The sequence below is a fragment of the Marinobacter alexandrii genome (assembly GCF_005871205.1).
Lineage (GTDB): Bacteria > Pseudomonadota > Gammaproteobacteria > Pseudomonadales > Oleiphilaceae > Marinobacter > Marinobacter alexandrii.
This window is the reverse complement of sequence record NZ_SWKM01000016.1, coordinates 48,758-74,830: the sequence shown is the minus strand read 5'-3', so window position 1 is coordinate 74,830 and position 26,073 is coordinate 48,758. Positions and strand designations below refer to the sequence as shown.

At 55.7% G+C, this 26,073-nt stretch carries 22 protein-coding genes and 1 riboswitch; of the genes, 12 read left to right on the top strand and 10 right to left on the bottom strand.

What is annotated here, in order from left to right; translation table 11 throughout:
- Positions 1–51: 51 nt before the first annotated feature.
- Positions 52–171: riboswitch (TPP riboswitch) on the bottom strand.
- A 184-nt stretch (positions 172–355) separates the two neighbouring features.
- Positions 356–1,735 (top strand): TolC family outer membrane protein, encoded by a 1,380-nt coding sequence (locus tag FCS96_RS18830; RefSeq protein WP_138441896.1) that lies wholly within the window; start codon positions 356–358, stop codon positions 1,733–1,735.
- Between the two features lie 31 nt (positions 1,736–1,766).
- Here FCS96_RS18830 and waaA read toward each other — a convergent pair whose 3' ends face one another.
- On the bottom strand, positions 1,767–3,020 hold the full coding sequence (gene waaA / locus FCS96_RS18825; protein ID WP_138441972.1) for a lipid IV(A) 3-deoxy-D-manno-octulosonic acid transferase: 1,254 nt from the start codon (positions 3,018–3,020) through the stop codon (positions 1,767–1,769).
- 122 nt (positions 3,021–3,142) lie between these two features.
- On the opposite strand from waaA, the gene lpxL reads away from it, so the two are divergent.
- From lpxL to FCS96_RS18780, 9 genes are all read left to right on the top strand, one after another.
- Positions 3,143–4,090: an LpxL/LpxP family Kdo(2)-lipid IV(A) lauroyl/palmitoleoyl acyltransferase gene (gene lpxL, locus FCS96_RS18820; protein ID WP_138441895.1), complete on the top strand. Its 948-nt coding sequence runs from the start codon at positions 3,143–3,145 to the stop codon at positions 4,088–4,090.
- Between the two features lie 40 nt (positions 4,091–4,130).
- A complete protein-coding gene (locus FCS96_RS18815; protein WP_138441894.1) occupies positions 4,131–5,111 on the top strand; it encodes a mitochondrial fission ELM1 family protein in 981 nt (326 codons plus the stop codon).
- Positions 5,108–6,223: a glycosyltransferase family 4 protein gene (locus FCS96_RS18810; RefSeq protein ID WP_138441893.1), complete on the top strand. Its 1,116-nt coding sequence runs from the start codon at positions 5,108–5,110 to the stop codon at positions 6,221–6,223. The genes FCS96_RS18815 and FCS96_RS18810 overlap by 4 nt, the downstream gene beginning before the upstream one ends.
- A complete protein-coding gene (locus FCS96_RS18805) occupies positions 6,220–7,257 on the top strand; it encodes a glycosyltransferase (protein WP_138441892.1) in 1,038 nt (345 codons plus the stop codon). Before FCS96_RS18810 ends, FCS96_RS18805 begins: the two co-directional genes overlap by 4 nt.
- A complete protein-coding gene (locus FCS96_RS18800; protein WP_138441891.1) occupies positions 7,254–7,922 on the top strand; it encodes a YrbL family protein in 669 nt (222 codons plus the stop codon). The genes FCS96_RS18805 and FCS96_RS18800 overlap by 4 nt, the downstream gene beginning before the upstream one ends.
- 126 nt (positions 7,923–8,048) lie before the next feature.
- On the top strand, positions 8,049–9,464 hold the full coding sequence (locus tag FCS96_RS18795) for a mannose-1-phosphate guanylyltransferase/mannose-6-phosphate isomerase (RefSeq protein WP_138441890.1): 1,416 nt from the start codon (positions 8,049–8,051) through the stop codon (positions 9,462–9,464).
- Positions 9,461–10,366 (top strand): lysophospholipid acyltransferase family protein, encoded by a 906-nt coding sequence (locus FCS96_RS18790; protein WP_138441889.1) that lies wholly within the window; start codon positions 9,461–9,463, stop codon positions 10,364–10,366. Before FCS96_RS18795 ends, FCS96_RS18790 begins: the two co-directional genes overlap by 4 nt.
- Positions 10,367–10,429: 63 nt before the next feature.
- The gene (locus FCS96_RS18785) at positions 10,430–12,445 is read left to right on the top strand and encodes a glycosyltransferase (protein ID WP_138441888.1); all 2,016 of its coding nucleotides are present in this window, start codon (positions 10,430–10,432) and stop codon (positions 12,443–12,445) included.
- Between the two features lie 76 nt (positions 12,446–12,521).
- The gene (locus FCS96_RS18780; RefSeq protein WP_138441887.1) at positions 12,522–13,859 is read left to right on the top strand and encodes an O-antigen ligase family protein; all 1,338 of its coding nucleotides are present in this window, start codon (positions 12,522–12,524) and stop codon (positions 13,857–13,859) included.
- Here FCS96_RS18780 and FCS96_RS18775 read toward each other — a convergent pair.
- From FCS96_RS18775 to FCS96_RS18755, 5 genes are all read right to left on the bottom strand, one after another.
- Entirely contained in the window at positions 13,820–14,506 is a 687-nt protein-coding gene (locus tag FCS96_RS18775) for a glycosyltransferase family 32 protein (RefSeq protein ID WP_138441886.1), read from the bottom strand. The genes FCS96_RS18780 and FCS96_RS18775 overlap by 40 nt on opposite strands.
- Positions 14,499–15,290 carry a glycosyltransferase family 25 protein gene (locus FCS96_RS18770; protein ID WP_138441885.1) on the bottom strand — a complete coding sequence of 264 codons (792 nt, stop codon included), beginning with the start codon at positions 15,288–15,290 and terminating at the stop codon, positions 14,499–14,501. The genes FCS96_RS18775 and FCS96_RS18770 overlap by 8 nt, the downstream gene beginning before the upstream one ends.
- Positions 15,291–15,341: 51 nt before the next feature.
- Complete coding sequence (locus FCS96_RS18765) at positions 15,342–16,247, bottom strand: CDP-glycerol glycerophosphotransferase family protein (protein WP_228264171.1); 906 nt, start codon at positions 16,245–16,247, stop codon at positions 15,342–15,344.
- A gap of 168 nt (positions 16,248–16,415) precedes the next feature.
- Entirely contained in the window at positions 16,416–17,534 is a 1,119-nt protein-coding gene (locus tag FCS96_RS18760; RefSeq protein ID WP_138441883.1) for a glycosyltransferase family 4 protein, read from the bottom strand.
- On the bottom strand, positions 17,531–18,247 hold the full coding sequence (locus FCS96_RS18755; RefSeq protein WP_138441882.1) for a 3-deoxy-D-manno-octulosonic acid kinase: 717 nt from the start codon (positions 18,245–18,247) through the stop codon (positions 17,531–17,533). Before FCS96_RS18755 ends, FCS96_RS18760 begins: the two co-directional genes overlap by 4 nt.
- Before the next feature lie 154 nt (positions 18,248–18,401).
- Here FCS96_RS18755 and FCS96_RS18750 point away from each other — a divergent pair, with 154 nt between their 5' ends.
- Positions 18,402–19,466 (top strand): glycosyltransferase family 9 protein, encoded by a 1,065-nt coding sequence (locus FCS96_RS18750; protein ID WP_138441881.1) that lies wholly within the window; start codon positions 18,402–18,404, stop codon positions 19,464–19,466.
- Between the two features lie 81 nt (positions 19,467–19,547).
- Here FCS96_RS18750 and FCS96_RS18745 read toward each other — a convergent pair whose 3' ends face one another.
- The 3 genes from FCS96_RS18745 to glnE all read right to left on the bottom strand — a co-directional run bounded on the left by FCS96_RS18745 (position 19,548) and on the right by glnE (position 23,950).
- Positions 19,548–19,952 (bottom strand): DUF6165 family protein, encoded by a 405-nt coding sequence (locus tag FCS96_RS18745; protein WP_138441880.1) that lies wholly within the window; start codon positions 19,950–19,952, stop codon positions 19,548–19,550.
- Positions 19,953–20,040: 88 nt separating this feature from the next.
- Complete coding sequence (locus FCS96_RS18740) at positions 20,041–20,967, bottom strand: branched-chain amino acid transaminase (protein ID WP_138441879.1); 927 nt, start codon at positions 20,965–20,967, stop codon at positions 20,041–20,043.
- 79 nt (positions 20,968–21,046) lie between these two features.
- Positions 21,047–23,950 (bottom strand): bifunctional [glutamate--ammonia ligase]-adenylyl-L-tyrosine phosphorylase/[glutamate--ammonia-ligase] adenylyltransferase, encoded by a 2,904-nt coding sequence (glnE, locus tag FCS96_RS18735; RefSeq protein ID WP_138441878.1) that lies wholly within the window; start codon positions 23,948–23,950, stop codon positions 21,047–21,049.
- 80 nt (positions 23,951–24,030) lie between these two features.
- On the opposite strand from glnE, the gene FCS96_RS18730 reads away from it, so the two are divergent.
- Positions 24,031–25,179: a potassium channel family protein gene (locus FCS96_RS18730; protein WP_138441877.1), complete on the top strand. Its 1,149-nt coding sequence runs from the start codon at positions 24,031–24,033 to the stop codon at positions 25,177–25,179.
- Positions 25,180–25,194: 15 nt separating this feature from the next.
- Here the strand turns inward: FCS96_RS18730 and FCS96_RS18725 are convergent, their stop codons facing one another.
- Complete coding sequence (locus FCS96_RS18725) at positions 25,195–26,058, bottom strand: CYTH domain-containing protein (RefSeq protein WP_138441876.1); 864 nt, start codon at positions 26,056–26,058, stop codon at positions 25,195–25,197.
- Positions 26,059–26,073: the final 15 nt, after the last annotated feature.

Genomic DNA, 26,073 nt, shown 5'->3' with positions numbered 1-26,073 from the left:
GGAGCTGAGGACGGTCTACCGCTGTAATTAGCGAAGAGACATTTGGCCGATCAGCACTGTGGTCTTAATTCCTACGCCGGTATTATCCGGATCAGGTCGCGGGTTCTGCGTTGCAATCTCAGCCGTCTGCCCTTATCTAGTTAAGGCAGACCAGCACCCCGTCAAGACGCGAATCTGTTTTGTGTAGCACCCAAAATGAGTGCCGTTTGCAAGTGTAGAGCTGTGACCGATTATTGTCCATAATGTCGCACCAAAGCCCTATCAACGGTCTGATTCTGCACAACTTGCACAGTGCGGCGGCCAAGTCAGCGTTTGCGAGTAGGACGCTCACGTCCACAGGTATTCAGGAGAAACAATGAAGAAACGTCTGCTTTCCGGACTTGTTGGTCTCATGGTGGCTCAACCTGCCCTCTCCATCGATCTGATGGAAACCTATGAGAAAGCCCTGTCCTACGACTCCGGCATCGCTGCCGCCCAGGCCAGTTTCGAAGCCCAGCAGGCCGCCAGCGATGTGACTCGCAGTGTGTTGCTGCCCCAGCTCGGCGCATTTGGCGAAGCCAATTACATCGATGTGGAAGGCCCCAACCAGGACAACAGCTACCGCGAACTGGCTTACGGAGTTCAACTCACCCAGCCCCTGTTTCGAGCGGATGCCTGGTTCGATTACGACGCCAGCCAGTTTCAGACAGAGTCTGCTCGCGCCGACTACAACCTCGCTCAACAGCAGCTGATACTGGATGTGGCCACGGCCTACTTTAACGTGCTCCGTGCCAGAGACACCGTCATCACGACCCGCGCAGCCGAAGCCGCTATCCAACGTCAATATGAACAGGCCCAGGAACGCTTTGACGTTGGCTTGATTGCCATCACCGAAGTCTACGAGGCGCGTGCCACCTACGATGATACCCGCAGCCAGCGAATCGTGGCGGAAAACCAGCTCAACATTTCCCAGGAACAGGTGGCGCGGCTGACAGGAGAATTTCCGGAGGAAATAGAGAATCTTCGACAGAATTTTCCATTAGGCCGGCCCGACCCCATGGATCCATCTGCTTGGGAGGCAACCGCGCTTGACCAGAATTGGTCTGTTCAATCTGCCCTGTACGATTTGAACGTCAGTGAAGCCAACCTGAAATCCGCCAAGGCGGGCCATTACCCCACCCTGGATCTGAACGCCTCGTATGGAAAGACCAAGACCGATGGCTTGGAGGATCCCAGTACTTTTCAGATGCAACGGGATGGCACCACAACTCAGGGCGTCATTGGCGTGACCCTGAACGTGCCACTGTATACCGGTGGCGGCACTCAGGCCGGCGTTCGCCAGCGTCGGTCATTGGTCACAGTGGCTGAGCAGTCACTGAAAACTGTTCGTCGTGACGTGCGGGTGAGTACACGCAGCCTGTTCTTGACCGTAAACAACAACATCGAGACTGCCTCGGCCCTTGAACAGACCATTGTCTCGCGCCGCAGCGCACTGGACGCCACGCGGGCCGGGTACGAAGTTGGCACCCGAAATATTGTTGAAGTTTTGGATGCAGAACGGGCCTATTACGTGGCGCTCCGGGACTACGCCAACTCTCGCTACGACTACGTGATCAACACCCTGCAGCTCAAGCAGGCTGCCGGCACGCTAAGCCCGCAGGATCTGGTTGCCCTGAACAACTGGCTGAGTGAATCGGCACCGGGCATCGAGGCGCTGGCTAATGAAGACAAGGTTCTCGACAACCCAGCACAGTAAGACCCGAGGCGGGCCCGACTCCGGGCTCGCCTTAAATCCGCTCTACGATCCCGTCAACAACCTTGTCCAACGCACCCCGATTCTTGTTAACGACGGCCAGTGCCCTGTCACCAATGGTATGGCGCTCATCGTCGTCAGTGATCAGCTGAACAAGGTGAATCGCCAGTTCATCCGCATCGGCAACCAGCTTGACACCAGAATCGTCCAGCAGACGCTGGTAGATGGTCTCGAAGTTAAATACGTGCGGTCCGGAGAACACGGGGATGCCCCAGGCCGCCGGCTCCAGTGGATTATGCCCGCCGCGCTCGATCAACGATCCTCCCACAAACGCCATGTCACTGGCGCCATAGAGCATCATCAACTCGCCCATGGTATCGGCAAGGTAAACATCGGCCGACGCCACCCCGTTACCGGTTGAGCGGCGTGCCAGCGTCAGCCCGGCTTTTTCAACCTTATCGGCCACCGACTCAAACCGCTCCGGATGGCGCGGCACGATAATGAGCAGAGTGCGGGGATGGACGGCAAGCACCTTCCGGTGCGCTTCCAGCAGCTGCGCGTCCTCTCCCTCATGTGTGCTTCCTGCGATCCATACTGCCGGCCTGGAGAGGGATTGCCGAAGTTCCGCCGATGCACTGCGGACATCTTCGGTGATATCGACGTCGAACTTAACACTTCCGGTAACGGCGACTTTCGAGCTGGCAACACCAATCCGACAGAACCGCTCGGCGTCTTTTTCAGCTTGGGCGGCCACCCAGCTGATACTGCGCATGATCGGTGCGGCCAGGCTCTTGATGCGCTCGTAGCCCTGGGCTGAACGCTCGGAGAGCCGGGCATTGATCAGGAACACGGGTACCTCAAGCGTCCGGCACTGGCGTATCATGTTGGGCCAGATTTCGGTCTCCATGATGACCAGAATCCGGGGCTGCGCCCGCTTCAGAAACCGTCGAATGGAACCAGGCGTATCGTAGGGCGCGTAGGCGTACTGCACCTGGTCGCCGAACATCTTGCGAGCCTGGGCCATGCCAGTGTCGGTCATTGCAGTCATCAGGATGATGATACCGGGGTCGCGGGCCAACAGACGGCGGACCATGGGACCGGCGGCAATGGTTTCACCCACGGATACCGCATGCACCCAGACCACAGCACCCTCATGGCGGGGCACGATGCCAAGTCGTTGATACCAGTTGCGGCGAAGCTCCGGAGCCCGACGACCGTTCCACCAGAGGCGCAACAAAATGAAGGGCAAAAGTAACCGTATCAACTGGGAATAGATAAATTGCAGCACACAGGACTCCGGATAAAACAGTAAGGTATCATAGCGGAAAACCCATTGATTTACTTCTGATTGATGCTGGTAATCGCCCGCGATGGCGGCCGGTTTCACGGACAAGCAGGGTCATTATTCCCGTGAAGAAGAAACACCGAAAACTCCCGAGAAATACCGACTACTCCGCCTACCGCCACCCCCGGTGGTGGCCAACCTGGATTGGCATTGGCCTGATGTGGTTGCTGGCGCAGCTACCGATTCGGGTTCAATGGTGGCTCGGGAAAATCGCCGGGCTACTGGCGTGGCGTCTGGCCGGCAGCCGCCGCCACATCACCGAGGTGAACATCGGTTTGTGTTTTCCCGAACTTAGCTCCGAGCAGCGAGCAGCTCTCGTTCGTAAGTCGTTCATTGCCAATGGTATTGGCCTGATGGAACTGGGCCTGGCCTGGTTCCGAAATCCGGCCAGACTAACTTCCATTACCACCGTGCACGGGCTCGAACACTACGAACAGGCCCTCGCTCGCGGCAAGGGTGTACTGCTGCTCGGCGGGCACTACAGCACTTTGGATCTCGGCGGCAGCCTGGTCACCGAATACATCAACGCCGATGTCATGCAGCGGGATCACAACAATCCCCTGATGAATGCGGTGATGACCCGGGCCCGGGAGCGTCGGTACGGCAAGGTCCTCGGTGCAAGGGATTTGCGCGGCCTGTTCCGAAGCCTGAAAAACAATCATGCGGTCTGGTATGCCACCGATCAGGATTACGGCCGCAAAGACATCGTGTTTGCCCCGTTCTTCGACATCCCGGCCGGCACCATAACTGCCACGTCTCGCATTGCCGAACGCAGTGGCTGTGCCGTTGTGCCCTTCAGTCACGTCCGTCGAGAAGGTCGCCCCGGCTACGACATCTACTTTCATCCAGCTTTGGAGAACTTTCCCAGCGGCGATGATCTGCAGGATGCCACACTCGTTAACCACACTATCGAACGGGAAATTCGCCGGGCGCCGGAGCAGTACCTGTGGATGCACCGCCGCTTCAAGACACGACCCAACGTTGGCGATCCTGGCTTTTATGGTCGCCACTAACCAGCACGCATACGGAGGCCGGTTTACATGACCGGAACCTATGGCCAAGTCCACTGAAGGTAACAACGGCACGCCTGCGATCTGGCTGCTGACCGACAACAAAGCGGGCCACCGGAATCAGCTGAAGGGACTGGGCAATCGTCTTCGCGTGCTCACCGGTGCCAGCCTTCACTGGATTGATGCCAGCGAAGTTACGGTACCCGTCTGGCGCGCCCTGCTGGGCATTGCCCCTGCCCTCAATTCCGAACTGCCATCACCAAGCCTGATTGTTGCTGCAGGTACGGGCACCCACCGGCTACTGTTATCACTGCGCAGAGTCAGGCGCGCCAAGACGCTGACCCTGATGAAACCCGGGTTTCCCCTCGGCTGGATCGACGGCGTGATCACCCCAGCCCACGATGCCGTCCACAGCAATCACGTTCTGCTCACGGAAGGCGCACTTAACTCGATTACGCCTCTGGCCCGCATCACCGACAAACCGGAGGCACTGGTGCTCATTGGTGGCCCATCGCCGCATTTCGAGTGGGACAACGACGTGCTGCTGGGGCAAATCAATCACCTGATCGGCCAATACCCGGCATGGCGCTGGACCATCAGTGGCTCCCGCCGAACCCCGGAAGAACTAATGGCTCGGCTGGATGAGCTGCAGGGGCCAAAGATTACCGTTGTTCATCCAAAGGACACTTATCAGGACTGGCTTTCGCACCAACTGGCCGGATCCAGAGCCGCCTGGGTCACTCCGGACAGCATGTCCATGGTGTGTGAAGCGGCAACTGCGGGGGTGCCGACCGGTATTTTCGAACTCCCTGCTCGCCCTGCCAGCCGCGTTGCCCAAGGTATTGGCGGCCTGGTTGAAAACGGACGAATCGCCCGCTGGACTGATCATGCTGCAGTCATGGCCGAGGAGACCGTCCCAACGGCTACACTCTGGGAGTCCGATCGCGCAGCACGCTGGATCATTGACCGGTATTTGCCCGCCTTTCGCACAAACCCACCGGCGAACAAGAGGACAACCGGATGAGAATTCTCCAGGCCCTGCCCGCGCTATACAGCGGAGGGGTTGAACGAGGCACCGTGGAATTCGCGTCTGATCTGGTAAAGCGTGGCCATGAGTCCTACGTGGTCTCCAAGGGTGGCCCGATGGCGGAGCAGCTGCGTGGCCAGGGTTCGAACCACATATTCATGCCGATCCATCGAAAATCACCCGCGTCTTTCGGACAGATCCTGCCCATGCGTAAGCTACTCCGTGAGTTGAAACCGGACATTGTTCATGTCCGTTCGCGCATGCCGGCCTGGATCATCCGCCTGGCACTCAAAGGTATCCCCGTCAGCGAGCGGCCGGCCGTGGTTGCCACCTTTCACGGCATGTACTCAGTCACTCCCTACAGCGCCATCATGACCCGAGCTGATCACCTGATTGCGGTCTCCGGCTGTGTTCGAGATTACGTACTAGATAATTATCCGGTTCCGGAAAACAAACTCACGGTCATCCAGCGCGGGGTCGACCTGAACGCCTTTCGCCAGCGGGAGCTCAGCACACAATGGCGACAGCGATGGTATCGGCAGTACCCGCAACTGGCTGGCAAGAAAATCATCATGATGCCGGGCCGGATTTCGCGCTGGAAAGGTCAGTTGGACTTCCTGGCGATGATGGCGAAACTGGTCCGCCAGCGGCCGGACTGCCACGGCATAGTGGTTGGCGGCGCAGAACCGGGCAAGGAACCTTTCCTTGAAGAGCTTGAAAAAGAGCGGGCCCGCCTGAACCTGACCGATCATGTCAGCTTCCTGGGCCAGCGCAACGACATGACCACGCTATACCTGCTGGCCGATGTGGTCTGCCACATGAGCACCAAGCCAGAACCTTTCGGCCGCACGGTTACCGAAGCCCTGGCCTCAGGCACACCGGTGGCCGCCTACAATCGGGGCGGGGCCGCCGAGACACTGCAGGCGTGCTTCCGGGACGGTCTGGTGACACCAGACGACACCGACGAATTCGCCGGGACCGTCCTTCGGCTTCTGGATTCCGGGCCAGCCGATATTGAGATTCCCTACCGCTTTCAGCTCCAGGCGCAAACCGAGGCCACGCTTCACGTCTACGAGTCGGTGCTGGCAGAGCGCGCATCCCAGCTATGAACCGCTCGCGGCCACTGACGATTGCGCTACTGTTTGCAACGCCTGGCACCGGCTGGGGCGGCATGGAAAAGCATGTGTCTGACCTGGGCCTTGAGTTGGCCCGGCGCGGCCACAGCGTGCATGTTATGGCGCATGGGAGTTATCAAGCCCGGTTTCCAGCCAAAGTGCACTTTCATCCGCTACCGGTTCAATGCAGCCGCCTGAACCCGAGGCTTCGCTTTGCCCTGCGGCAATGCATTCGCCGCATCAAGCCTGACGTCCTGCACTCCCATGGCAATAAAGCGGCACAGCTCGCCGGTCGAATGGCACCAGACCTAGCGCCCCTGCGCGTAAGCACCGTTCATGGCATCAAGAAAAACCACAAGGCCTTCTTGCGCCAGGACACCGTGATCGCGGTCAGCCCCTGGGTTTTCGAGAATCTGGAACATGGCAATAAGCACCTGATCTACAACGGCATCGCGATTGACCGCGCCCCCCGCGCCGATGATCATCGTGCCATGGACGTCCACAAGACCCGGGCCCAATGCATCGCTGTTGGTCGGCTGGAGCCGGTGAAGGGATTTCACACGCTGATCGAAGCCTGGTCACAGCTGGTACAGCCGGCACAATTGACGATCTATGGCGAAGGTTCTGAGCGGCCTCGCCTGGAACGGCTGATCGACACCTTGAACCTGCAAAACGACGTCACGCTTTTCGGCTATTGCGAGGACCTGCAGCCAATCTATCGGGACGCCGACCTGACGATCATCAGTTCCGAGCGGGAGGGCTTTTCTTATGTCCTGATCGAGGCGCTCGCAGCGGATTGCCCGGTGGCCTCAACACCGGTGGCTGGACCGCTGGAGCTGTTACCGGAATCTGCATTGAGCGCTGACGGCAGCGAACAGAGTCTTCGGGCGATCATCGACCAAACCCTGTCCGACCTGCCCGGCACCCGGCAGGCGCAAATGCCGGCTATGCAGCGGATCAAAACGACGTTCACCATTGAGGCCATGGTGGACAACATTGAAAGGCTGTATCGGGAGGCCATGACGTGATCGACCTGACCAACCAGACCCCGTTTGCCTCCGGCTCCAACCGCCATTGTTATCAGCACCCGAGTTATCCCGACCGGTGCCTGAAAATCATTCGCCCCGACAATATCGAGGCTCGCTACCAACGGCAGACGGCGCTGAAGAAGCTGCTGGGGAAACGGCGGCTGAATGACAATCTTCAGGAGCTTGAGGCCCACGGACAAACCGTCATCCAGCGCCTGCTAAAACAAGGCCAGGAAGACGTGGTGTGGGCCCACCTGCCCCGTTTTTTGGGCCAAACGGACACGACGCAGGGCCCTGCCAATGAAAGCGAACTTCTAAAGAATGCTGAAGGCGGCCCTGCGGAAACATTCGAGCACTACCTGGCACGCTCAGGCTTTGACGAAACCGCTCAGGCCTTGATCCAGGAGTTCACCGACTGGCTGCAACGCACAGGAATCCTGACCCGCAACCTGCTGCCCCACAACCTGGTGCTTGGCATGCGTAACGAAAAGACCAGACTGTTTCTGGTTGATGGTCTCGGCGCCCCTCTGATACCCAGCCTCCTTTCGACCAGCCAGAACTGGCGGCTACACTACATTGATCGGCGTATTCGTCGGTTTTACAAACGCATTGAGTGGGAAACCAGCGGGCGACAGGATCCATGGGAGCTTTCACAAAAACTCTAGGTCTTCACCGCGCCTTCGCCCGGCTGCAGGGGCGCCGACACTGGCTCTGTCAGACCCATATGATAATATGCCCGACCCTTACACAGATTTTTTCGGATATCTCAACCTCAAGCTTGGAGTGAACCTATGATTCATCCGGTCATCATGGCTGGCGGCACCGGCTCGCGACTCTGGCCCCTGTCACGACAGCTGAATCCCAAGCAGTTCCTGAAACTGACCGACAGCCCCCTGTCCATGCTGCAATCAACGGTGGCTCGGCTTGAGGGCCTGAAGGCAGAAAAACCGCTGCTCATCTGCAATGAAGAACACCGGTTTCTTGCCGCCGAGCAAATGCGTCAGTCCGGCCACGACGATGTCCAGATTATTCTTGAGCCCTGCGGGCGTAACACTGCGCCAGCCATCGCTCTGGCGGCGATCCAGCTGTGCGAGAATGCCGGCAGCGACAACCCGCTGATGCTGGTACTGGCCGCGGATCATCTGATCCAGAACACCGATGCTTTCCAGCAGGGCGTAACCAAAGCCATCCCACTGGCAGAGCAGGGCAAGCTGGTCACCTTCGGCATCGTACCCAGCCATCCGGAAACAGGTTATGGCTACATCCATCGGGGCACTGAGCTCGCCTCCGACTGCTACTCGGTCGACAAATTTGTCGAAAAACCGGACCTGGATACGGCGAATGCCTACCTCGCCTCCGGCAACTACCTCTGGAACAGCGGCATGTTCCTGTTTTCAGCCCGGGACTACCTGAAAGAACTGGAGGCGCACCGGCCGGATATCCTCTCTGCCTGCAAGGCGGCCATTGCCGATGCCAGTGAGGACCTGCACTTTACCCGTGTTAATCCCAACCTGTTTGCCCAGTGCCCGGCTGAATCGGTTGACTACGCTGTCATGGAGAAGACCGACAAAGCAGCCGTGGTCGCCCTCGACGCGGGCTGGAGTGACATTGGCTCCTGGTCGGCACTGTGGGATGTCAGCTCCAAGGACGATGCTGGCAACAGCCTGACCGGCGACGTAATTGCCCGGGATACCGAGAACACCCTGGTGCGTGCCGACAGTCGCTTGGTCGCAACGGTCGGCGTCGAAAACCTGGTGATCATCGAAACCAAGGATGCGCTTCTGGTAGCTCACAAGGACAAAGTCCAGGATGTGAAAAGCGTGGTCGAACAAATCCGTAGCGATGGTCGCCACGAGCACATGAACCACCGCGAGGTCTACCGGCCCTGGGGCGTCTACGACTCGATCGATAACGGCACCCGCTATCAGGTTAAACGAATTACGGTAAAGCCCGGCGCCAAGCTGTCGGTGCAGATGCACCACCACCGGGCGGAACACTGGATTGTGGTCAGCGGCACCGCCCGGGTGACCAACGGCGAAAAGACCTATCTTGTTACCGAAAACCAATCCACCTTCATCCCCGTTGGCCAGGTTCATTCCCTTGAGAACCCCGGGGTGATTGATCTGGAGCTGATTGAGGTGCAGTCGGGCTCCTACTTGGGCGAAGACGACATCGTGAGGTACGAGGATCGGTACGGACGCAAATGAGTAAGCTCAAGTATTTCATCATCGCCGGTCTGCTCAGAGTGGTTGGCTGGCTGTCCCTCGGCAATGCCCAGAAAATTGGAAAGTGGATTGGCCTGCTTACCTGGAAGCTGCCAACCAAGTCGCGGCAAGTGACCGACACCAACCTGTCGATTTGCCTGCCCGATCTTTCCGACACCGATCGCTCGGCGATGTCCAAAGCATCAATGATTCAAACCGGGCAGACCATGATGGAAGTCCCCCTGATGTGGGAGTGGCCGGTACAGAAATGCCTGAACCTGATCAAGGAAACAAAGGGGCTGGAACTGATTGACGAAGCGATGTCGAGTGGCAAGGGGTTGATCCTGCTTGCACCACATCTCGGAAACTGGGAGCTGGTTGGTCTGTTCTTTTCTTCGCGCTACAAGATGGCGGCCCTGTATAGTCCGCCTAACATGCCTGAATTTGAAGACTACATGATCAAAGTACGCGGGCGCCTTGGTTCCGAGCTGGTCCGAGGAGACCGGCGCGGGCTGATCCGTCTGACATCAATTCTTAGAGAAGGTGGAGTGGCCGGCATACTTCCAGACCAATCACCCAGAGGAAAGGGTAACGCCTATGCTCCTTTTTTTGGCATGGAAGTGAGGACTATGACCCTGGTTTCCAAACTCATTCAAAAAACGGGCGCCAATGCCCTGATCACCTACGCGGAGCGACTGCCGGATGCTAGCGGCTTTCGAATCGTCGTAAAAAGAACGGAGCCGGGCTTAGGTGAAAAAGACCCTGTCGTCGCGACCACTGCCCTAAACCGATCTATTGAGCACTGCGTTCTGGACATCCCCGAACAATACCAGTGGGAATACAAACGTATGCGTCATCGCCCTCCTGGGGAGGCCAACCCCTACAAACCAGATCAGGTTTGTTGAGGCGATGACGAACGCGTTGCTTCAATCCTATCTTTTTACCCATCGCCCACGGATTCTTCATACATGACAGTCTCCACTCGCATTCTATTACCTGCGCTGCTCATGGCAGGGCTTGGCGGAGCCCTTCTGTCCTCCAGCATTCTTGCAGGTGCAACCCTGCTTCTGGCAATTGCAGGCTGCGTATTCATTGCCCGAAAATCCCACTACAAGGCGGGGTGGGAAACGCCAAAAGAGCTGCGATTGCTCCACTTCGCATTCTGGTTCTTTGTTTTGGTTAGTACTTATTCTTGGGTGCTTGAAGGTTTCGACTACGAGGGAGGAAAAACCCTGGGCACCCATGCTCGTTTCATTCTTTTCTGGCCTCTTGTCATTGCACTGAGCTATATCGGGCTACGGGGACGCACTGTGTTCTATGCCTTTGGACTTGTATCCCTATCGGCCATCACCGTACTCGTAACGTCAGTCATAAGTCAGTCGGGGACCATCGAATCGTTTCTGAATGGACGCTTTGGTGGCGGCATTAATCCCATCAGTTTTGGCAACCTTGCGCTTTTAGGGGGCGTGTTAACGCTCATCAGTGCCTCATTCTTTTTTCGCTCAGGCAATAAAGGACTGGCCATCCTGTTTACCGTTATGGGTGTTGCTGCGGCATCTATTGCCTTGCTTTCAGAGACACGGAGCAACCTTGTAGCTCTGCCATTTCTGCTGCTTGCCTGCATCCCGCTGCTTGGCACGAGGATGCGATGGGCGGGTTTGATTTTTATCCCCATCATCATGGCACTGGCCATCACATCCGGAGACCGGATGTCTCAGACCGTTCAAACCTTGTTGCACGGTGGAAGTGTGGACGCTGGCATTGAGATTCGCCTGGAGCTTTGGGGACTCGCATGGGAAATGTTTAAACAGCAGCCTTGGACAGGCGTCGGACTCGGCGGCTATACCCATGGCATTGAGGCAGCTGTAGAAATGGGCAAAGCGCCCGCCATCCTAGCGACATGTTGCTCTGGGCACGCCCATAGCGATCTGTTCAACAGTGCTGCCACTAGCGGCATTCCCGGGATTCTAGGTTGGGTGCTGCTCATCGCTATCCCCCTGGCAATTTTCGGACGCCATCTTTTCAGCGCGCATCAGCCAGCAGCTCATTTAGCCGCCGCTGGGACATTGGTCAGTATCAGCTACTTTTTTTTCGGCCTGACAGAGGCCACCTTCAACCGCACGCTGTTCCTGACGTTTTACTTACTTGCCATCGCTGGCATTTCATCTGCCTTGTTTCACGAACTCAGCGCATCCTATGTCCGAAACAGGACCCGCAAAGTGTCCGCAACGATAATCACCATGAACGAAGAAGCCCATATTGCCGACTGCCTGAAATCAGCAAGACTTGTCGCCGATGAGATTATCGTTCTGGATAGCGGAAGTTCTGATCGAACTGCAGAAATCGCGAAAGATTATGCTGACGTCGTCGAAGTGACCGACTGGCCAGGATTCGGAATCCAGAAACAAAGGGCCCTGGAAAAAGCGACAGGGGATTGGGTACTGTCACTAGATGCCGACGAGCGCGTAACACCGGAACTGGCACGAGAGATTAACCACCACCTGGCCGACCCGGATGCTGACGCTTACAAGCTGCCCTGGGCGGTAACCATATACGGCAAGCGCCTTGATTTCGGTCGCAGTGGCCGTGCACCCTTGCGCCTGTTCCGGCGCGAGGGCGTGCGTTTCTCGGATGCGCTCGTGCACGAACGGATCCTGATTCCCGAAGGACGAAAGATAAAAACAATGCGGGGCCGACTGACGCACTACACCCACCGGGACTTCGGTCACTCATTGGAAAAAAGCGCAAAGTACGCGTGGCTGGGATCGCTAGAAAAACACCGGAAAGGCAAGAAGACACGAACGATGATTTACCCCACTCTGCGAGGCTTACTAACGTTTGTGCAGGTTTATTTCATTCGGTTTGGGTTTCTTGATGGGGCAGTTGGCTATCTGACGGCGGTGACCTATGCGCAGGTCACGTTCAACAAGTATGCCGGGCTTTGGACGCTTGATCGACCTGCCTCTGATGCTCGCCACGAATAGTTCTCATAGAGTGGTTTAGCGGCAACCTACCGATGAAGCTTCTAACTATTACTCAAATATAACCTAAGGTGCTTCTTTGACTAACAACATCAAGTCTGTAGTAGGGGGACGAACCTTTTCGCTGGTCATGTTTTCCTGTGTCTTGGGATTCGTTCTCTTCAAACGACTCTACCGAGACCTTGGAGATATTTTCCTCTTTTTCTTTGTGCTCGGAACCATTGTATCGGTGTACTACAATTTTAGATGGGTAAAAAAAGACCCTGTATTCATTGCATTTTTCCTGTCGCTTACCGTACCGGTTTTGAGCTGGCTGAACAGTAAGATTCAAATTCCAGAACTTGCAAAAGATTCCCCTTCCCCCTTCTTTTTCTATGACTTCTTTTTCTTTTGGTTTATCGCCTATTGGACCAACGGACGAAGCGAACGAATTGTAGCAATCCTTTTTTGCTATTGCCTGAGCGTCCTGGGAATCTACCTCAGTCATTCTCCTGACTTGGCTGCTGAAATCAGACGCGGCCTAAGCGGGACGAGGATCGATTTTCACTTAGTCAACGCACAACATACGTCGCTTTTTGCCGGCTTTGGCCTAATAGCGTCATCCTTCCTGCTAGTCGCCAAGAGCACACTGACCAGAAATATCGAGGTCGGCAAAAAGTTACTTTCATTAACTTTCGTCGTGTTCTTCACGCTCGTGATTGTCATAACACAATCACGACAAGTCTGGCTTGCTCTTGCCGCATGCGTTCTGTTTTATCCAATTGCCCTAAAATTACTATTACCCTCACGCACGTCTACGCGCAAAATGTTAGCGACCTACGCCGTGCTAGTACTCCTACTCGCAGGTGCCGCCAATCTAAACATCATAGAAAACCGATTAAATGCCGAAGGGTCAACAATTACAAGAATCACAAACCTGGATCTTGATTCTGTTTCCGATTCCGGCAGTATTGGCGTTCGTCTTCACTTATGGTTCGAAGCATGGGAATGGATTATGGCTCGTCCTCTGTTGGGTAGCGGTGAAGACGCGAGAGAGATAGTTATTAGCGAGTCGAAAGACCTTCCCGATTTCGTGCGCGCAGATTTCACGCATTTGCACAATTCACATATCGAAACTTTTGTGAGCTTCGGAATAATTGGCTCGGTCTTGGTGTATTTTCTGATGATATACCCCACCTATCGTATAGTGGTGGCTCCGCCTAACTCAATTCGAAAGACCTGGAGAATATTTTCACTCGTAGTGCTGGCATTCTGGATGACCGTTAACCTCTTCGAGTCTTATCTTTACTCAGCCAACGGCATCTACATTTTTTCAGTCTTCTTTGGGATTATTTACAGTTTCAAGTTCGGGCAACAATCGGATGAAATAGATAATAATCAGGAGAACCCTCGAAAAAAACACTTTTGCCAAACATAGAGTTTGCCAAAAAAACCAAGGTGCTTGGATTTCAGGAAAGCCATTCCAGACGATCGCTTCCAACTGTGCTGAAACCAATGAACGAGATAGCTTTCATCGGGACACTTGAAATCTATAGCTTCTTGCTGATAAGGAAAAAAGTACCTCACAGGCAACAACTTGCAGCTCTCAATCTCACGAAGGCCCGTCCCGTTTATGAGATGCGTTACGATCTGTGGCCCAATATAAAGCGACGAGTTCCAGATCCCGACTTCATAGAAATGAATTAACGCGGACAGAATCCTTGAGTCAGGTTCGGAATATATTGCGGCAGTACCTAAATAATCATCCGTTTCATAGCCTATGGCGAACTTGACGTCTGAAAAAAGTGGAAACGGATTTTTCCTGATAGTAACGTCCGTATCGAGATATAGCCCCCCCTCTTGCTCAAGCACTTTTAACCGGAGGTAATCTGAAACAAAGGCGTAAAGGCCTCGTTCATAACAGTCCCTAGCAAATGAACAACCATTAATCCACGCCTGAATCTGCTCATTGGAGTCGGTCCACAGCTTAAACGCAAACCCCATTTTCTGCCAATCATCCAGGCAGGCGTGCGATAAAGGGGGCATCTTGTCACCCAACCAAATTGCGTGAATGAGGTCATTCATAGTGCGACACCTTTGTTGACCTGAACTGCCTGCTTAAACCAAGATTGTAAAAAAACCTCCGCAACCTTTCGCTCAGCGTGAAAAGTTCTCTATTTAAGCGGATATACAAGGGCCGACGACCCGATTTCGGTTCGTACCCAATCATGGACTCAAAGTGGTAATCATGGGACACGAAATCTGGACTTAGCCCCAGACACACAACGTCATTCACCCAATACCGGTCCATGTAGATATCGACCGGAAGAAAAACCGGCTTGACCGAAGCCAGAAATTTCCGGGCGGCTTCAGGCGTCAGGTAATAACCCATGGAGCTCATAGGCCCCTTCGTATACCTCAAAATCTTGAAAGGTCCCGCCTCCGCCACTTCGTACTCTTTATGATTTCGAGTCTTATTTTTGAATAGCCTTAGGCATTCGAAATGGGGAGGCAAGGAAGGAACGATCTGGAGAAACGACAATAAGCTTGCCGGGTTAAACACAACATCATCCTCGAGTATTACGTACTTCCTGTCTTCTTTTGCGCAGCTGCGCCAAATATTTGCGTGACCGGCAAAACAACCAAGCTGTCCCTGGCTCAAAGGACTCCCTTTGAGCCGAACCCGTTTTCGCCTATCGTACATATTCAACAAAGGGTCTTGCTCTTTTCGACCATCAACACCCCAGGCAAACTCGAACTCAATGCCAGCATCATCAAGCAATTTCTTAATTCGAGCCTGACGATCTGTGGCCTGGCGCAAAGTCAGCACCACTACTTTTGCTTCAGAAGCATCTGGAAAAGTTGCCATTTATAATCCGTGCCCGACAAGTTGATAGGATTTAGCGCTGTTTGCTGCAGTTCAGTTCTGTCTGTCAGACATTTTGAGTTCCTTACTCAACCGACGTCTAACCTTGAGCTTTCTGAGCAAATTGAGAGGCTTGTTTCGCAGCCCCGCGGACCTATGTGTAATGAATTCCTCCACCGCATCCAACACTCGTGCACTGGAACGGCCATCCCGGAAGCTATGAAGGTCATCGCAGAGCGACCGGGTCGCATTCATCAATTCCTGGGAGCGCTGGAGCGCTGTATTCAGCGCCGACTCTAGCTCCTGAACATTGTCCACGTCGATCAGATACGGACCCGGCATTTTCGTTTTGAAGGTGACCACCGGGCGATCCAGAAACATGAACTCGAACATAATCGACGAGGTATCGCAGAGCATGACATCGGCTTGCGGAAAAATCGGCAACAGGTCCTCATCACTTTCTACAAAGCGCAGGTTAGGGCCAGCCAGGCTCCGGTAGCGTTCGACAACCGATGAATCCATTTTGGGGTGCAGAGTGACAATAAACTTCCATCGGCCGCTTGCCGCCAGTTCCCCAATCTTATCAACGAGAGCCGGCGCCGATGTCACAGATCGGCTGAATGTCGAGGCATAGAAGACAACGGGAAGTTCATCCTCTGCTCGCGGCCGCTCCCCTTGAACCGGCTCAGACAGTAACGGGTCCAATTTGGGCCAGCCTGTGTGGGCAACCGCAAAATGTTGGTGCAGCTCGGCGAGTTCCTGAAACTTGGCGGTGTCCTTTTCCGCATGGGTACAGTAAAGATCGAACCAGCCTCGAATGCGATAGTGGTCGCTCTCATCTTCACTACTATGGCCGCGCTTGTTGCGCGCCATACCGTGAAAAACCTCCACCTTTATCCCAGGGAAAAAGTAGGGCACCCAATCTCCCGGCACGAAGGTCGCATCGGCATTGAATGCCATCACTTCCTTCACGGTTTTGAGGTGGCGCTCGTCTGGGCCAAGGGGCGCTGAGGTGCACCCGGCGACAAACCAGGCCGCCTCCCCTCCCCTGCGGCGGATTTCCTCTTGAAGCGGACGAAGAATCGAGTAGGAATATGGCTGGTTTACAAAAAACAAATATCGACGCATTTAGCTTCTGCCTACGAGGGACTTATACAGCTCGCTAGTCTCGCGGACAGTTTCGGCGGTGTGGAACTGACCGGCAATCCTCTCCCTGGCGGCCTGTCCTAACTGAGCGCGAAACCCTTCGTCGCGATACAGTCGTTCGATGGCACCAGCCAACTCTATGCTGTTGCTAGGCGGCACAACCAGGCCACTCACTTCATTTTCAACAAGCTCCGGCATTCCGCCAACCCGAGTTACAACTGGAGGTACACCATAAACCATGGATTCTATGACAGCCCTAGGCAGGCCTTCTCGCTCTTTCGATGGAAGCACAAAGACATCACTGGCTGCAGCCAGTGATGGTGCGTCAGTGCGAAAGCCGGTGAAATGGATACGTTCAGAAGCGGATGACCGAGCAGCGAGCGCTCTGATCTCTTCATTCTTATCGACGTCACCAACCAACAGCAAATGAACCTTCACATCGGAGGGCAGCTCTCTCATGGCCTGAATCAGATCGTCGAATCCCTTCCTGGGAGTATTGCGGCCGGTACAGCAAACGACAAAGTCCTCGTCCTGCACACCAAATTCGCTCAAGTCTGCGGGCTCGGCCTGGTACCAGCTCAAGTCATGGCCCTTGTAGATGCGCTGAAGTTTCGAATCCGGGATGCGCAGCCACAAAAACTTCAGGTTTGCCAGATAGTCCTTGATGGCATCGGCAACGCATACGATCTTGCTGACCCTGGGGTGTAGAAACGTTATCCAGGATTCCGGGTTTAAAAAACTGATGTTCCCAATAACACCTCGATAGGCAACGATCTTGATATCGGTTCCTTTCGAGGCAGTCAAACCACACGCCAGAGCCCGGGGATTGTAGGCGTGGATAATTTCGTAGTTCTTCTTACCAAGCTGCTCGCGGATGGCAGCGATACCTTCCTTATCGAAGCGATTTTTCAGCGCTATCGGCTGAGCGACCATGCCTTCGTCGACCAAACGTTGATAGTTACGGCCTTTCGGATTGCACATGACATCGACGTCAAAGCCTGCCCTCTTCAACCCGATAAAAAGCTCCGATTCCGGGCGATCGCACGCATCTGTGAGGCATAGAATGGCAGGTAATGAAGTGTTTTTCTGTTGCTTGGTCAAGCGGAATGACTCCCGTCGTATCCATTTATAAAAGAATTCCAAACCTCCTGATGCACGGCGTCACCCGCCACCTTTTTCAAAGATCTGGCAAATCGTTGCAGGTTAGCCTGTTTCCAACTGGAAGAGGTCCCTGGGCGCATAATTCTGCCTTTGTCGAAGTCGATCAGGTAAAACGTTTGATCTCTCACCAGAACGTTGAAGCAGTTCAGGTCGGCGTGGCGAACACCGGAATCGTGGAAGCGCCGAATTGTCTGGCCCAAGCGATACCAGTCTGCATCATTCAGATCGGGAACCAGGTCTGCCAGCGGCGCAGTATCATCAAGTCGCTCAATGATAATTGCGGCCCGATAATGTATGGGGGATACCTTTCGAAACCAGGCCGCCACCGCTCCGGGTACCGGTAACCCCATCGCCTTCAAGCGGTTCAACAACCTGAACTCCGAGAAAGAACGAACGTCACGCTCGCGAGTATAGATGTACAGCTTCTGGGATAGCTTCGCTATGAGGCCTCCCCGTCGATACTCACGCAACACCAAATGGGCGCCGTTCGCATTGAGAAACCAGGCTCCCCCGCGTCCACCACTGCTGACCGGCGTGGCCTTTTCTTTCCAGTGATCAGGATTGAACCAGTCGGTGGTAACCAATTCACGATAATCCGGGCGTATAAGCAAAGCGGAACCATTAACCCGCTCATTGATTTCAGATTCGACCATGATTCCCCGAACACCAGAATTTAACAGCCACCACACTGGCATCGCCTATCTTGGGACGTATGCCGGCGAGTGATATAGAATGGCGCTCAGTTTACCAATGATTGACCGTGAACCTCCACACACCGGTTCTGGAACACACAACGGATTTTCCTCAATGAACTCCATCTGCATACTCCGTCTCTCCGCCATAGGCGACGTCACCCACGTCATCCCGGTTGTCCTGAGCCTTCAGGAACAACTGCCGGGCGTGAAAATCACCTGGGTGATTGGCAAGATTGAGGCCAAACTGATCGGAGACTTGCCGGGCGTGGAGTTTATTGTTTTTGACAAGAAAGCCGGCCGTAAGGGCTATGCTGATCTACGCATACAGATGAGCGGCCGAAGTTTTGATGCCCTGCTGCACATGCAGGTAGCACTTCGAGCCAACCTTGCGGCGGCCTGCATTCCAGCCAAGGTAAAAGTCGGCTACGACAAGGCCCGCAGCAAAGACCTGCACAGCCTGTTCATCAACAAGCGGATCGCGCCGACCCCACATCAGCACGTTCGTGACTGCCTGGCCAGCTTCCTGGAGCCGCTCGGCCTTACACCAGCAGCACCTCAATGGAACATTCCGCTCAGCGAGGGCGACCACGAATTTGCCTATCAGCAGCTGGCAGCCGACCGCCAAAATCTGGTGATCAGCCCGTGCGCCAGCCACACCCTGAGAAACTGGCCGGCGGAGCGCTACGCACAACTGGCGGATCATGCCATCCGCGAGTATGGCATGAAGGTGATTCTGGTCGGCAGCCCGGCGCCGTTCGAGGCGGAGTACTGCGACGCCATTGAGGCCGCGATGAAGGAAAAGGCACACAACATCTGTGGCAAGGATACGCTAAAGCAGCTGGCAGCCCTGATGACCCACGCTGATCTGGTGGTGGCGCCAGACACCGGCCCCGCCCACATAGCAAGTGCCGTGGGCACGGACGTGCTAGGTATCTACGCCGCCAGCAACCCCTACCGCTCAGGCCCTTACAACTCACTGGAGTGGTGCGTGAACCGCTATCCGGAAGCGCTGGAACAGTTCACTGGCAAATCCGTGGATCAGTCTCGATGGGGCGCGAAAGCGGAGTTTGAAGGCGCGATGGAACTGGTGACGGTGCAGGATGCCAGCGACATGCTGGATAAGTGGGTGGAAAGCCAGCGTGCAGCACAACCAAAAACGGCGTCGGACCTAAGCTGATCCAACGCCGTTTTTGATGTCCGGATTACACCAGGTGAATCCGGACCCTCAGCGAGTCATCGTTTGAGAGTCACTGAAAAGTCACTTACGAGCGGTGTAATCCTGATAGGATTTTTCTTCCACGAAACGTGAACCCAGGGCCAGGTTCACGTCTTTCTTGATGGCCGCGCGCTTGTCGTTGGTCACGTATACTGCTCGGGCAAGCTCAATGAAGCGGTCACCAAAATTCTGCGCGGCTTCCTGATCCCGGATATCGTCCTCAATGACCCACAGTTCCTCGTTCACAGCCTTGAGCTGCTTTCTCAGGTCGGCGATTGCGCTCTGATCGGTAACGGCTTCGTCCCAGGTGGCACTGAGCTCGTCCAGCTCCAGACGAACGTTCTTGAGTTTGGCCTCATCCTTGATGCGCTCAGACTTGATTTCGAGGATGGTGATTTTGTCGAGAACCTCGCCGAAGGAGACGGGGACTTTAATGACGTCTGCCATTTGCTGTTCCTGAAAATAGTGTGAATTTAAACAACAAGGCCGCCTGACTGCTGCAACACAGAAAGCGGCCTGGCTAATCCTTCGCCGATCAGCCCTTAACGTGGGTCAACCAGCTGCTGTGGGATTCGAGCTTGCCCTTCACCGCATCAAAGTACATGGCCTGCAACTTCTCGGTTACCGGGCCACGCTTGCCAGCACCAATAGCACGGCCGTCCAGTTCGCGGATCGGCAGAACTTCGGCCGCGGTGCCGGTGAAGAAGGCTTCATCGGCAATGTACACTTCATCACGGGTGATGCGGCGCTCTTTCACCGGAATATTCAGCTCGCTGGCGAAATCCAGGATGGTCTGGCGAGTAATACCTTCCAGACAGGAGGTGAGTTCAGGCGTATGCAGTACACCGTCTCGAAGAATGAAGATGTTCTCACCCGAACCTTCCGCCACATAACCTTCGTTATCCAGCAGCAACGCTTCCTCACAACCACTGGCGATGGCTTCATTCAGCGCCAGCATGGAGTTGATGTAATTGCCGTTCGCCTTCGCCTTACACATGGTGATGTTGACGTGGTGACGGGTGTAGGAAGACGTCCGCACCTTAATGCCCATTTCCTTGGCTTCCGGCGACATGTAGGAAGGCCAGCTCCAGGCGGCGACCATCACATGAACCTTAAGGTTATCGGCGCGCAGGCCCATGCCTTCGGAACCCAGGAACACCATGGGGCGCAGGTAGGCTTCGTCCAGGTTGTTTTCACGTACGGCCGCGCACTGCGCTTCGTTCAGCTCTTCTTTGCTGAACGGCATCTTCATGTTGAGGATGTGTGCGGAGCGGAACAGCCGATCGGTATGCTCTTTCAGGCGAAAAATAGCCGGACCGTTGGCGGTGTTGTAGGCTCGCACGCCCTCAAAACAGCCCAGACCGTAATGCAGGGTGTGGGTCAGCACGTGAGTTTTGGCTTCCCGCCAGGGAACCATTTCGCCATCCAGCCAGATGTGGCCATCGCGATCAGCCATCGACATTCTTCGTTGCTCCTAAAAAAGCGGTTTTCGGGGAGCTCGCATTCTAGCAGGAAACTTCGCAGGAAGAAAACTTAGCAAGCTAATCAATCATGATATCCTGCCAAAGTCCGCGGACGTAATCACGCTCATCGGGGAAGAGGCCTGCTTCCACCTCACTGTTCAGGTTCTGCAGCGCCCGCCGATGAATGGTCGAACGCAAGGCAATAAAGACATCACGCAGCTTCTCAGTATCCGCCACCGACATCACCCCAACCTGCCCCAACGCCTCCATCTGGCGAATATTGTCGGACCACTGGGTCAATTCCGGGTGGTCGGCGCAATTGGCCAGCATCAGGTACTGCACCAGAAACTCGATATCGACGATGCCGCCGGTGTCGTGCTTGATATGAAACACGTCCTGCTGACGGGACTCCGGCGTGCCCAGACTGGCGCGCATTTTCTCCCGCATATCGACCACTTCCTGCCGGAGCTTTTCCCGGTCTCGAGGCTGGCACAGGACATCGTGCCTAATCGATTCGAACGCCTCCAGTGTTTCCCGGCAACCCGCTACCCCGCGGGCTCGGGCCAGGGCCTGATGTTCCCAGGTCCAGGCTTCGCTGCACTGGTACTTCTCGAACGCTTGCAACGTGCTCACCAGGAGGCCCGAATTACCCGAAGGCCGCAACCGCATATCCACTTCATACAGCAGGCCCGAAGGCGTCTGGGTGTTCAGGATATGAACGATGCGCTGACCCAACCGGGTATAGAAAACCGCATTATCAATCGATTTTTCGCCATCGGTTGCGAGCTCGGGATCGGCCCCGTGAACAAACACCAGGTCAAGATCCGAGGTGTAACCAAGCTCAATGCCGCCAAGCTTGCCGTACCCGATGATGGCGAAGTCGGTCTCGCACACCGAGCCATCAGCCCGCTTCGGGTAACCGTGCCGGCTCACCAGGTTGGAGAAAGCCACGTCCACCACATGATCCAGCACCACTTCCGCCAGCCAGGTCAGATAATCGCTGACCTTCATCAAAGGCAGCGTGCCCTTCAGCTCCGATGCCGCCAGACGCAACAGGTGCGCCTTCTTGAAATGACGCAGGGACTCCATCTGCTCTTCCAGATCCTCAAACGGAATCCTCAACATCTGTTGCCGCAAATCATCCTGCAGCTCGGCTTTGGCCGGCGGATGGTAAAGACTCTCGGCATTCAGCAGCTCGTCCAGCAACAACGGTGTTTCCGCCAGCTGTTGAGCGATCCAGGGACTTTCACTGCAGAGACTGACCAGTTGCGTACAGGCCCCGGGATTTTCCAGCAGCAGCACCATGTAGGCGGTTCGCCGAAGTATGGCTTCCACCAGCTGCAGCACGCGGGACAGGGTTTCGGAGGGATTGTCGACCTGGGTCAAGGCGTCGAGCAACATCGGCATGAACTGGTTCAGTCGCCTGCGCCCCTGGGTCTGGAGGGTCTGAACCGTCCGGTTCTCGCGCAACTCACGGAGCAGCGCATAGCTACCGGCCGCGTCTTCGTAGCCGTGGTCGGCCAGCCAGCGGACCGAGGCCTCGTCATCCAGCTCGGCCAACCAGAGCTCCTGCCAGCCCTCCTCCAAAGCACCCGAACCTTCCTCATCGTCGTCTTCGGTGGCAATGATGTTGGCAAAATGGGTGGCAACGCGCTGGCGATGGGCTTCCAATGCCGATTCACAGCTCGGCCACTCGTCGAAGCCCATAATCAGCGCGACCCGCGCTTTGTTCAGCTCGTCCTCGGGCAGCAACTGGGTTTGCTTGTCGGCCATTCCCTGCAGCGCATGCTCGAGATTACGCAGGAAGACATACGCCTCCCTCAGCTCCTTGACGACTTTGGGAGGCAGCAGCTCAAGTTCCTCAAGCTCCTTGAGGATAACCAGCAATTCACGCTGCTGGAGTTCACGGTCACGACCACCACGAATCAGCTGGAACGCCTGGACCACGAATTCGATCTCCCGAATGCCACCGCTGCCGAGCTTGATGTTGTTTTCCAGCCCCTTGCGACGAACCTCCCGGCCAATCATTGCCTTCATGCTTCGCAGCGATTCGAACGCACTGAAGTCGATGTACTTGCGGTACACGAACGGGCGCAGACTCTCCATCAACACCTTGCCCGCTGCCTGATCACCGGCAACCACGCGGGCTTTCACCATGGCGTAGCGCTCCCAGTCCCGGCCCTGATCCTGGTAATAGGCTTCCAGTGCGGCAAAGCTCAGGGCCAGCGCGCCACTCTGGCCATAAGGCCGAAGCCGCATATCCACACGGAAGACAAAACCGTCGGAGGTGATCTGGTCCAGCGCCTGAATCAGGCGCTGGCCAAGACGGATGAAAAACGTCTGGTTGTCAACGGAACGGCGGCCACCCCGGGTCTCACCCTTTTCCGGAAAGGCAAAGATCAAGTCGATATCCGAGGACACATTCAGTTCGCGGCCGCCGAGCTTGCCCATGCCCAACACCACCATTTTCTGGGGCGCATCCTCGCCGGTCACCGGGTCCGGCCCATAGGGCGTACCAGATTGCTCACAGGCATCCTCGTAAAGCCAGTGCAACGCGCCCTCAATACAGGTATCGGCAAAGGCACTGGTTGCCGCCACGGTTTCAGCCAGGTCAGCCCAGCGCAGCAAATCGCGCCAGATAATCCGGAACTGAACCTCCCGGCGGAACTTGCGCAGGGCCGAATGCAGGGACGACTCATCAGTCACGGGGCCCAGGTAATCCTGCCAGCGCTGCGAAAGGAACTCAGGGGTTGTCGGTTCTGTCAGAGGATGTGCTTGCACCATGATCTGGACGTGCTCGGGATACCGTTCCAGCACCTGACGCACGAAAAGGCTCCGCGCCACGGCCCCGGCTGCCGTTTCTTCCGACCGCCCCGCCTTGCCAGTCAGCCAGCTCGGCACACCATCAGGAAACACCGATCCCCAGCACGAGGCAACGTCGTCAGCTAAGAGTGTTGGAAGGGAGCTCCACGGCTCAGACATAATGCAAACCCCTGTCTCTCTGTTATATTTCCGGTACTGTATAACGAACTCAACTGCGACTGAACAGGCCGAACCGACGGATGCAGAGATACCGCCGCCCGCTGAACCCGGAACACCAACAGACCCACCTCCCAATGGGCGGCCTTATCCGGAGGCGGATGAAACGCCTGTTCCTGATCCTGGCAAGTCTCTTGTGCTTTCAGGTGCTGGTCATCTGGAGTGTCGAGGACCTGAGCTTCTTCGAATCCGTCTGGATCACCATGACCACGGTCTCGACCGTCGGTTACGGCGATTTTGCTCCAAAAACAACGATCGGCCGGCTCAGCACCATTGCCATCATGTTCGTTGGGGCAATCACCCTGTTGACCCTCATTATCAGTGACTTTATCGAGTACCGCTTCTATCGTCGCGAACGCATTCTTACCGGAAGATGGATCTATAACATGAACGACCACATCGTCATCATCAATACGCCCCGGAACGGGGGCGCGCAGTATTTCATGCGATTTGCCTCGCAGGTCCGCTCGGTCCCAGGCTATGAGACGATTCCGATCATGCTGCTAACACGGGAGTTTCCCAACGGGCTGCCCACGGAACTGTCCGATGTCGGCGTGGTTCACTACCACGGCTCAGGTTTCGATCCAGAGGCGCTGAAGGCCGTCCATGCCGGCAGCGCCCGACACATCATTGTGCTCGCCGCAGATGAGGCCGACCCCTACTCCGACAGCCTGACGTTCGACATCGCCCATCGACTCAGTGAGCTCAACCTCGGAACCCTGACCACGGTGGAGAGTGTCAGTGACGACAACCGCGCGCGGTTCAAAGCGCTTGGCATTCGAACCATCCTCCGGCCAGTGCGGACCTACCCCGAGATCATGGTGCGCTCCGTGGTTGCACCTGGTTCCGAGAAGGTCCTGGAGGACATGTTCAATTATGAGCGTGATCACCCCCACAGGTACGACTTGAAGCTGGATGACCTGAACTGGGCCGACATTGTCAGCGCCCTGGTCAGGCACGGAATTGGCACCGCACTGGCGTATATCGACGAGGATGACGAGGTGATCTGTCACCCGCCGACTACGGAAGAAATTGAGGGGAAGGGTTTGATTGTACTGGTTAAATCCGCAAACACACCAAGCGTTGAACTGGTTCAGGAAGCCCTGGAGCGGTATAGGGCGTTCATTGCCCAGTGGCACAAGGCGGGCGCCGACAAAGCCTCTGCCAGTTAACCGGCCTGAATTTGATCAGGCAGTCGCCAGTCGGATCTGAAGCGATCCCAGACTGCCTTTTGCCGCCAGTTCAGGAACGTGAGTGCCAGCGTCAAGATCACTGAGCATCTCATTGAGCTGATCAGAAAGCCCTGCCTCCGCCGCCCTGCTGGATACTTCAGAGAGGTCAACCCGCGAGACCGGATAGACGATGCCTCGCATCCAGGCCACGCTCAGGCCTTCAAGGAAGCCGGTAACCGACACAGGACTGCCATCGTTTTTGGCAACGGCAACTTCGGGCAGGTATTGGCCCGCCAGCAAATAACCCTGCTCCGCCTTACTGACCAGATTCAGGAATACCGGCACTTGTTCGGCCAACTCCAGAGCGCTTCGCAACAATACCTCCGGCTCCCCTGATTTGAGCTCAAACTCCACTTCGTACAGTGGACGTATTTTATCGCCGGCCAAAATTGAGCCATGGTCGACCGCCACTTCGATTTCCGCGCCATCACGGTGAAGCATGAAGATCTGGCGTTCAAAATTAGTTTCGAAGACAGGCTGAAGATGCTCCAGCGCCTCATCGCCAGCCAACGGCGTATCTGCCAACAGCGAAATATCGAGTGCTGCACCTGGCAGAGTCCACTCCCACTCATTACGGCGGTGAGCCCCACCGGAAAATTCGCCTTTGGTTTTCAGGGTCTGGATGAACTGGTCATCCTGTTGCCGGAGCCGCAAAGCAATCCGACGCTCATTCAAGGACCCCAAGGGCGTATCGTAGTAGCAGTTGCGGAGTTTCTTCGTGCCAGCCGGCACGACATTTGCCCGATTAGCCAACCACTTGGTCGCCTGGGCAAGACTTGCCTCTGTGAGCGTCAGTTTAATTTCCAGCTCAACCGCCATACTGCTCCCAATTGT

Coding starts and splice junctions, on each gene's coding strand:
- FCS96_RS18785 (WP_138441888.1), top strand. CDS start 10,430: ATGACAGTCTCCACTCGCATTCTATTACCTGCGCTGCTCATGGCAGGG.
- FCS96_RS18755 (WP_138441882.1), bottom strand. CDS start 18,247: ATGGTCGAATCTGAAATCAATGAGCGGGTTAATGGTTCCGCTTTGCTT.
- FCS96_RS18805 (WP_138441892.1), top strand. CDS start 6,220: ATGAACCGCTCGCGGCCACTGACGATTGCGCTACTGTTTGCAACGCCT.
- FCS96_RS18765 (WP_228264171.1), bottom strand. CDS start 16,247: ATGGCATTCAATGCCGATGCGACCTTCGTGCCGGGAGATTGGGTGCCC.
- FCS96_RS18790 (WP_138441889.1), top strand. CDS start 9,461: ATGAGTAAGCTCAAGTATTTCATCATCGCCGGTCTGCTCAGAGTGGTT.
- FCS96_RS18725 (WP_138441876.1), bottom strand. CDS start 26,058: ATGGCGGTTGAGCTGGAAATTAAACTGACGCTCACAGAGGCAAGTCTT.
- FCS96_RS18750 (WP_138441881.1), top strand. CDS start 18,402: ATGAACTCCATCTGCATACTCCGTCTCTCCGCCATAGGCGACGTCACC.
- FCS96_RS18745 (WP_138441880.1), bottom strand. CDS start 19,952: ATGGCAGACGTCATTAAAGTCCCCGTCTCCTTCGGCGAGGTTCTCGAC.
- FCS96_RS18830 (WP_138441896.1), top strand. CDS start 356: ATGAAGAAACGTCTGCTTTCCGGACTTGTTGGTCTCATGGTGGCTCAA.
- FCS96_RS18815 (WP_138441894.1), top strand. CDS start 4,131: ATGGCCAAGTCCACTGAAGGTAACAACGGCACGCCTGCGATCTGGCTG.
- FCS96_RS18795 (WP_138441890.1), top strand. CDS start 8,049: ATGATTCATCCGGTCATCATGGCTGGCGGCACCGGCTCGCGACTCTGG.
- FCS96_RS18730 (WP_138441877.1), top strand. CDS start 24,031: ATGCAGAGATACCGCCGCCCGCTGAACCCGGAACACCAACAGACCCAC.
- FCS96_RS18810 (WP_138441893.1), top strand. CDS start 5,108: ATGAGAATTCTCCAGGCCCTGCCCGCGCTATACAGCGGAGGGGTTGAA.
- FCS96_RS18770 (WP_138441885.1), bottom strand. CDS start 15,290: ATGGCAACTTTTCCAGATGCTTCTGAAGCAAAAGTAGTGGTGCTGACT.
- glnE (WP_138441878.1), bottom strand. CDS start 23,950: ATGTCTGAGCCGTGGAGCTCCCTTCCAACACTCTTAGCTGACGACGTT.
- FCS96_RS18775 (WP_138441886.1), bottom strand. CDS start 14,506: ATGAATGACCTCATTCACGCAATTTGGTTGGGTGACAAGATGCCCCCT.
- FCS96_RS18740 (WP_138441879.1), bottom strand. CDS start 20,967: ATGTCGATGGCTGATCGCGATGGCCACATCTGGCTGGATGGCGAAATG.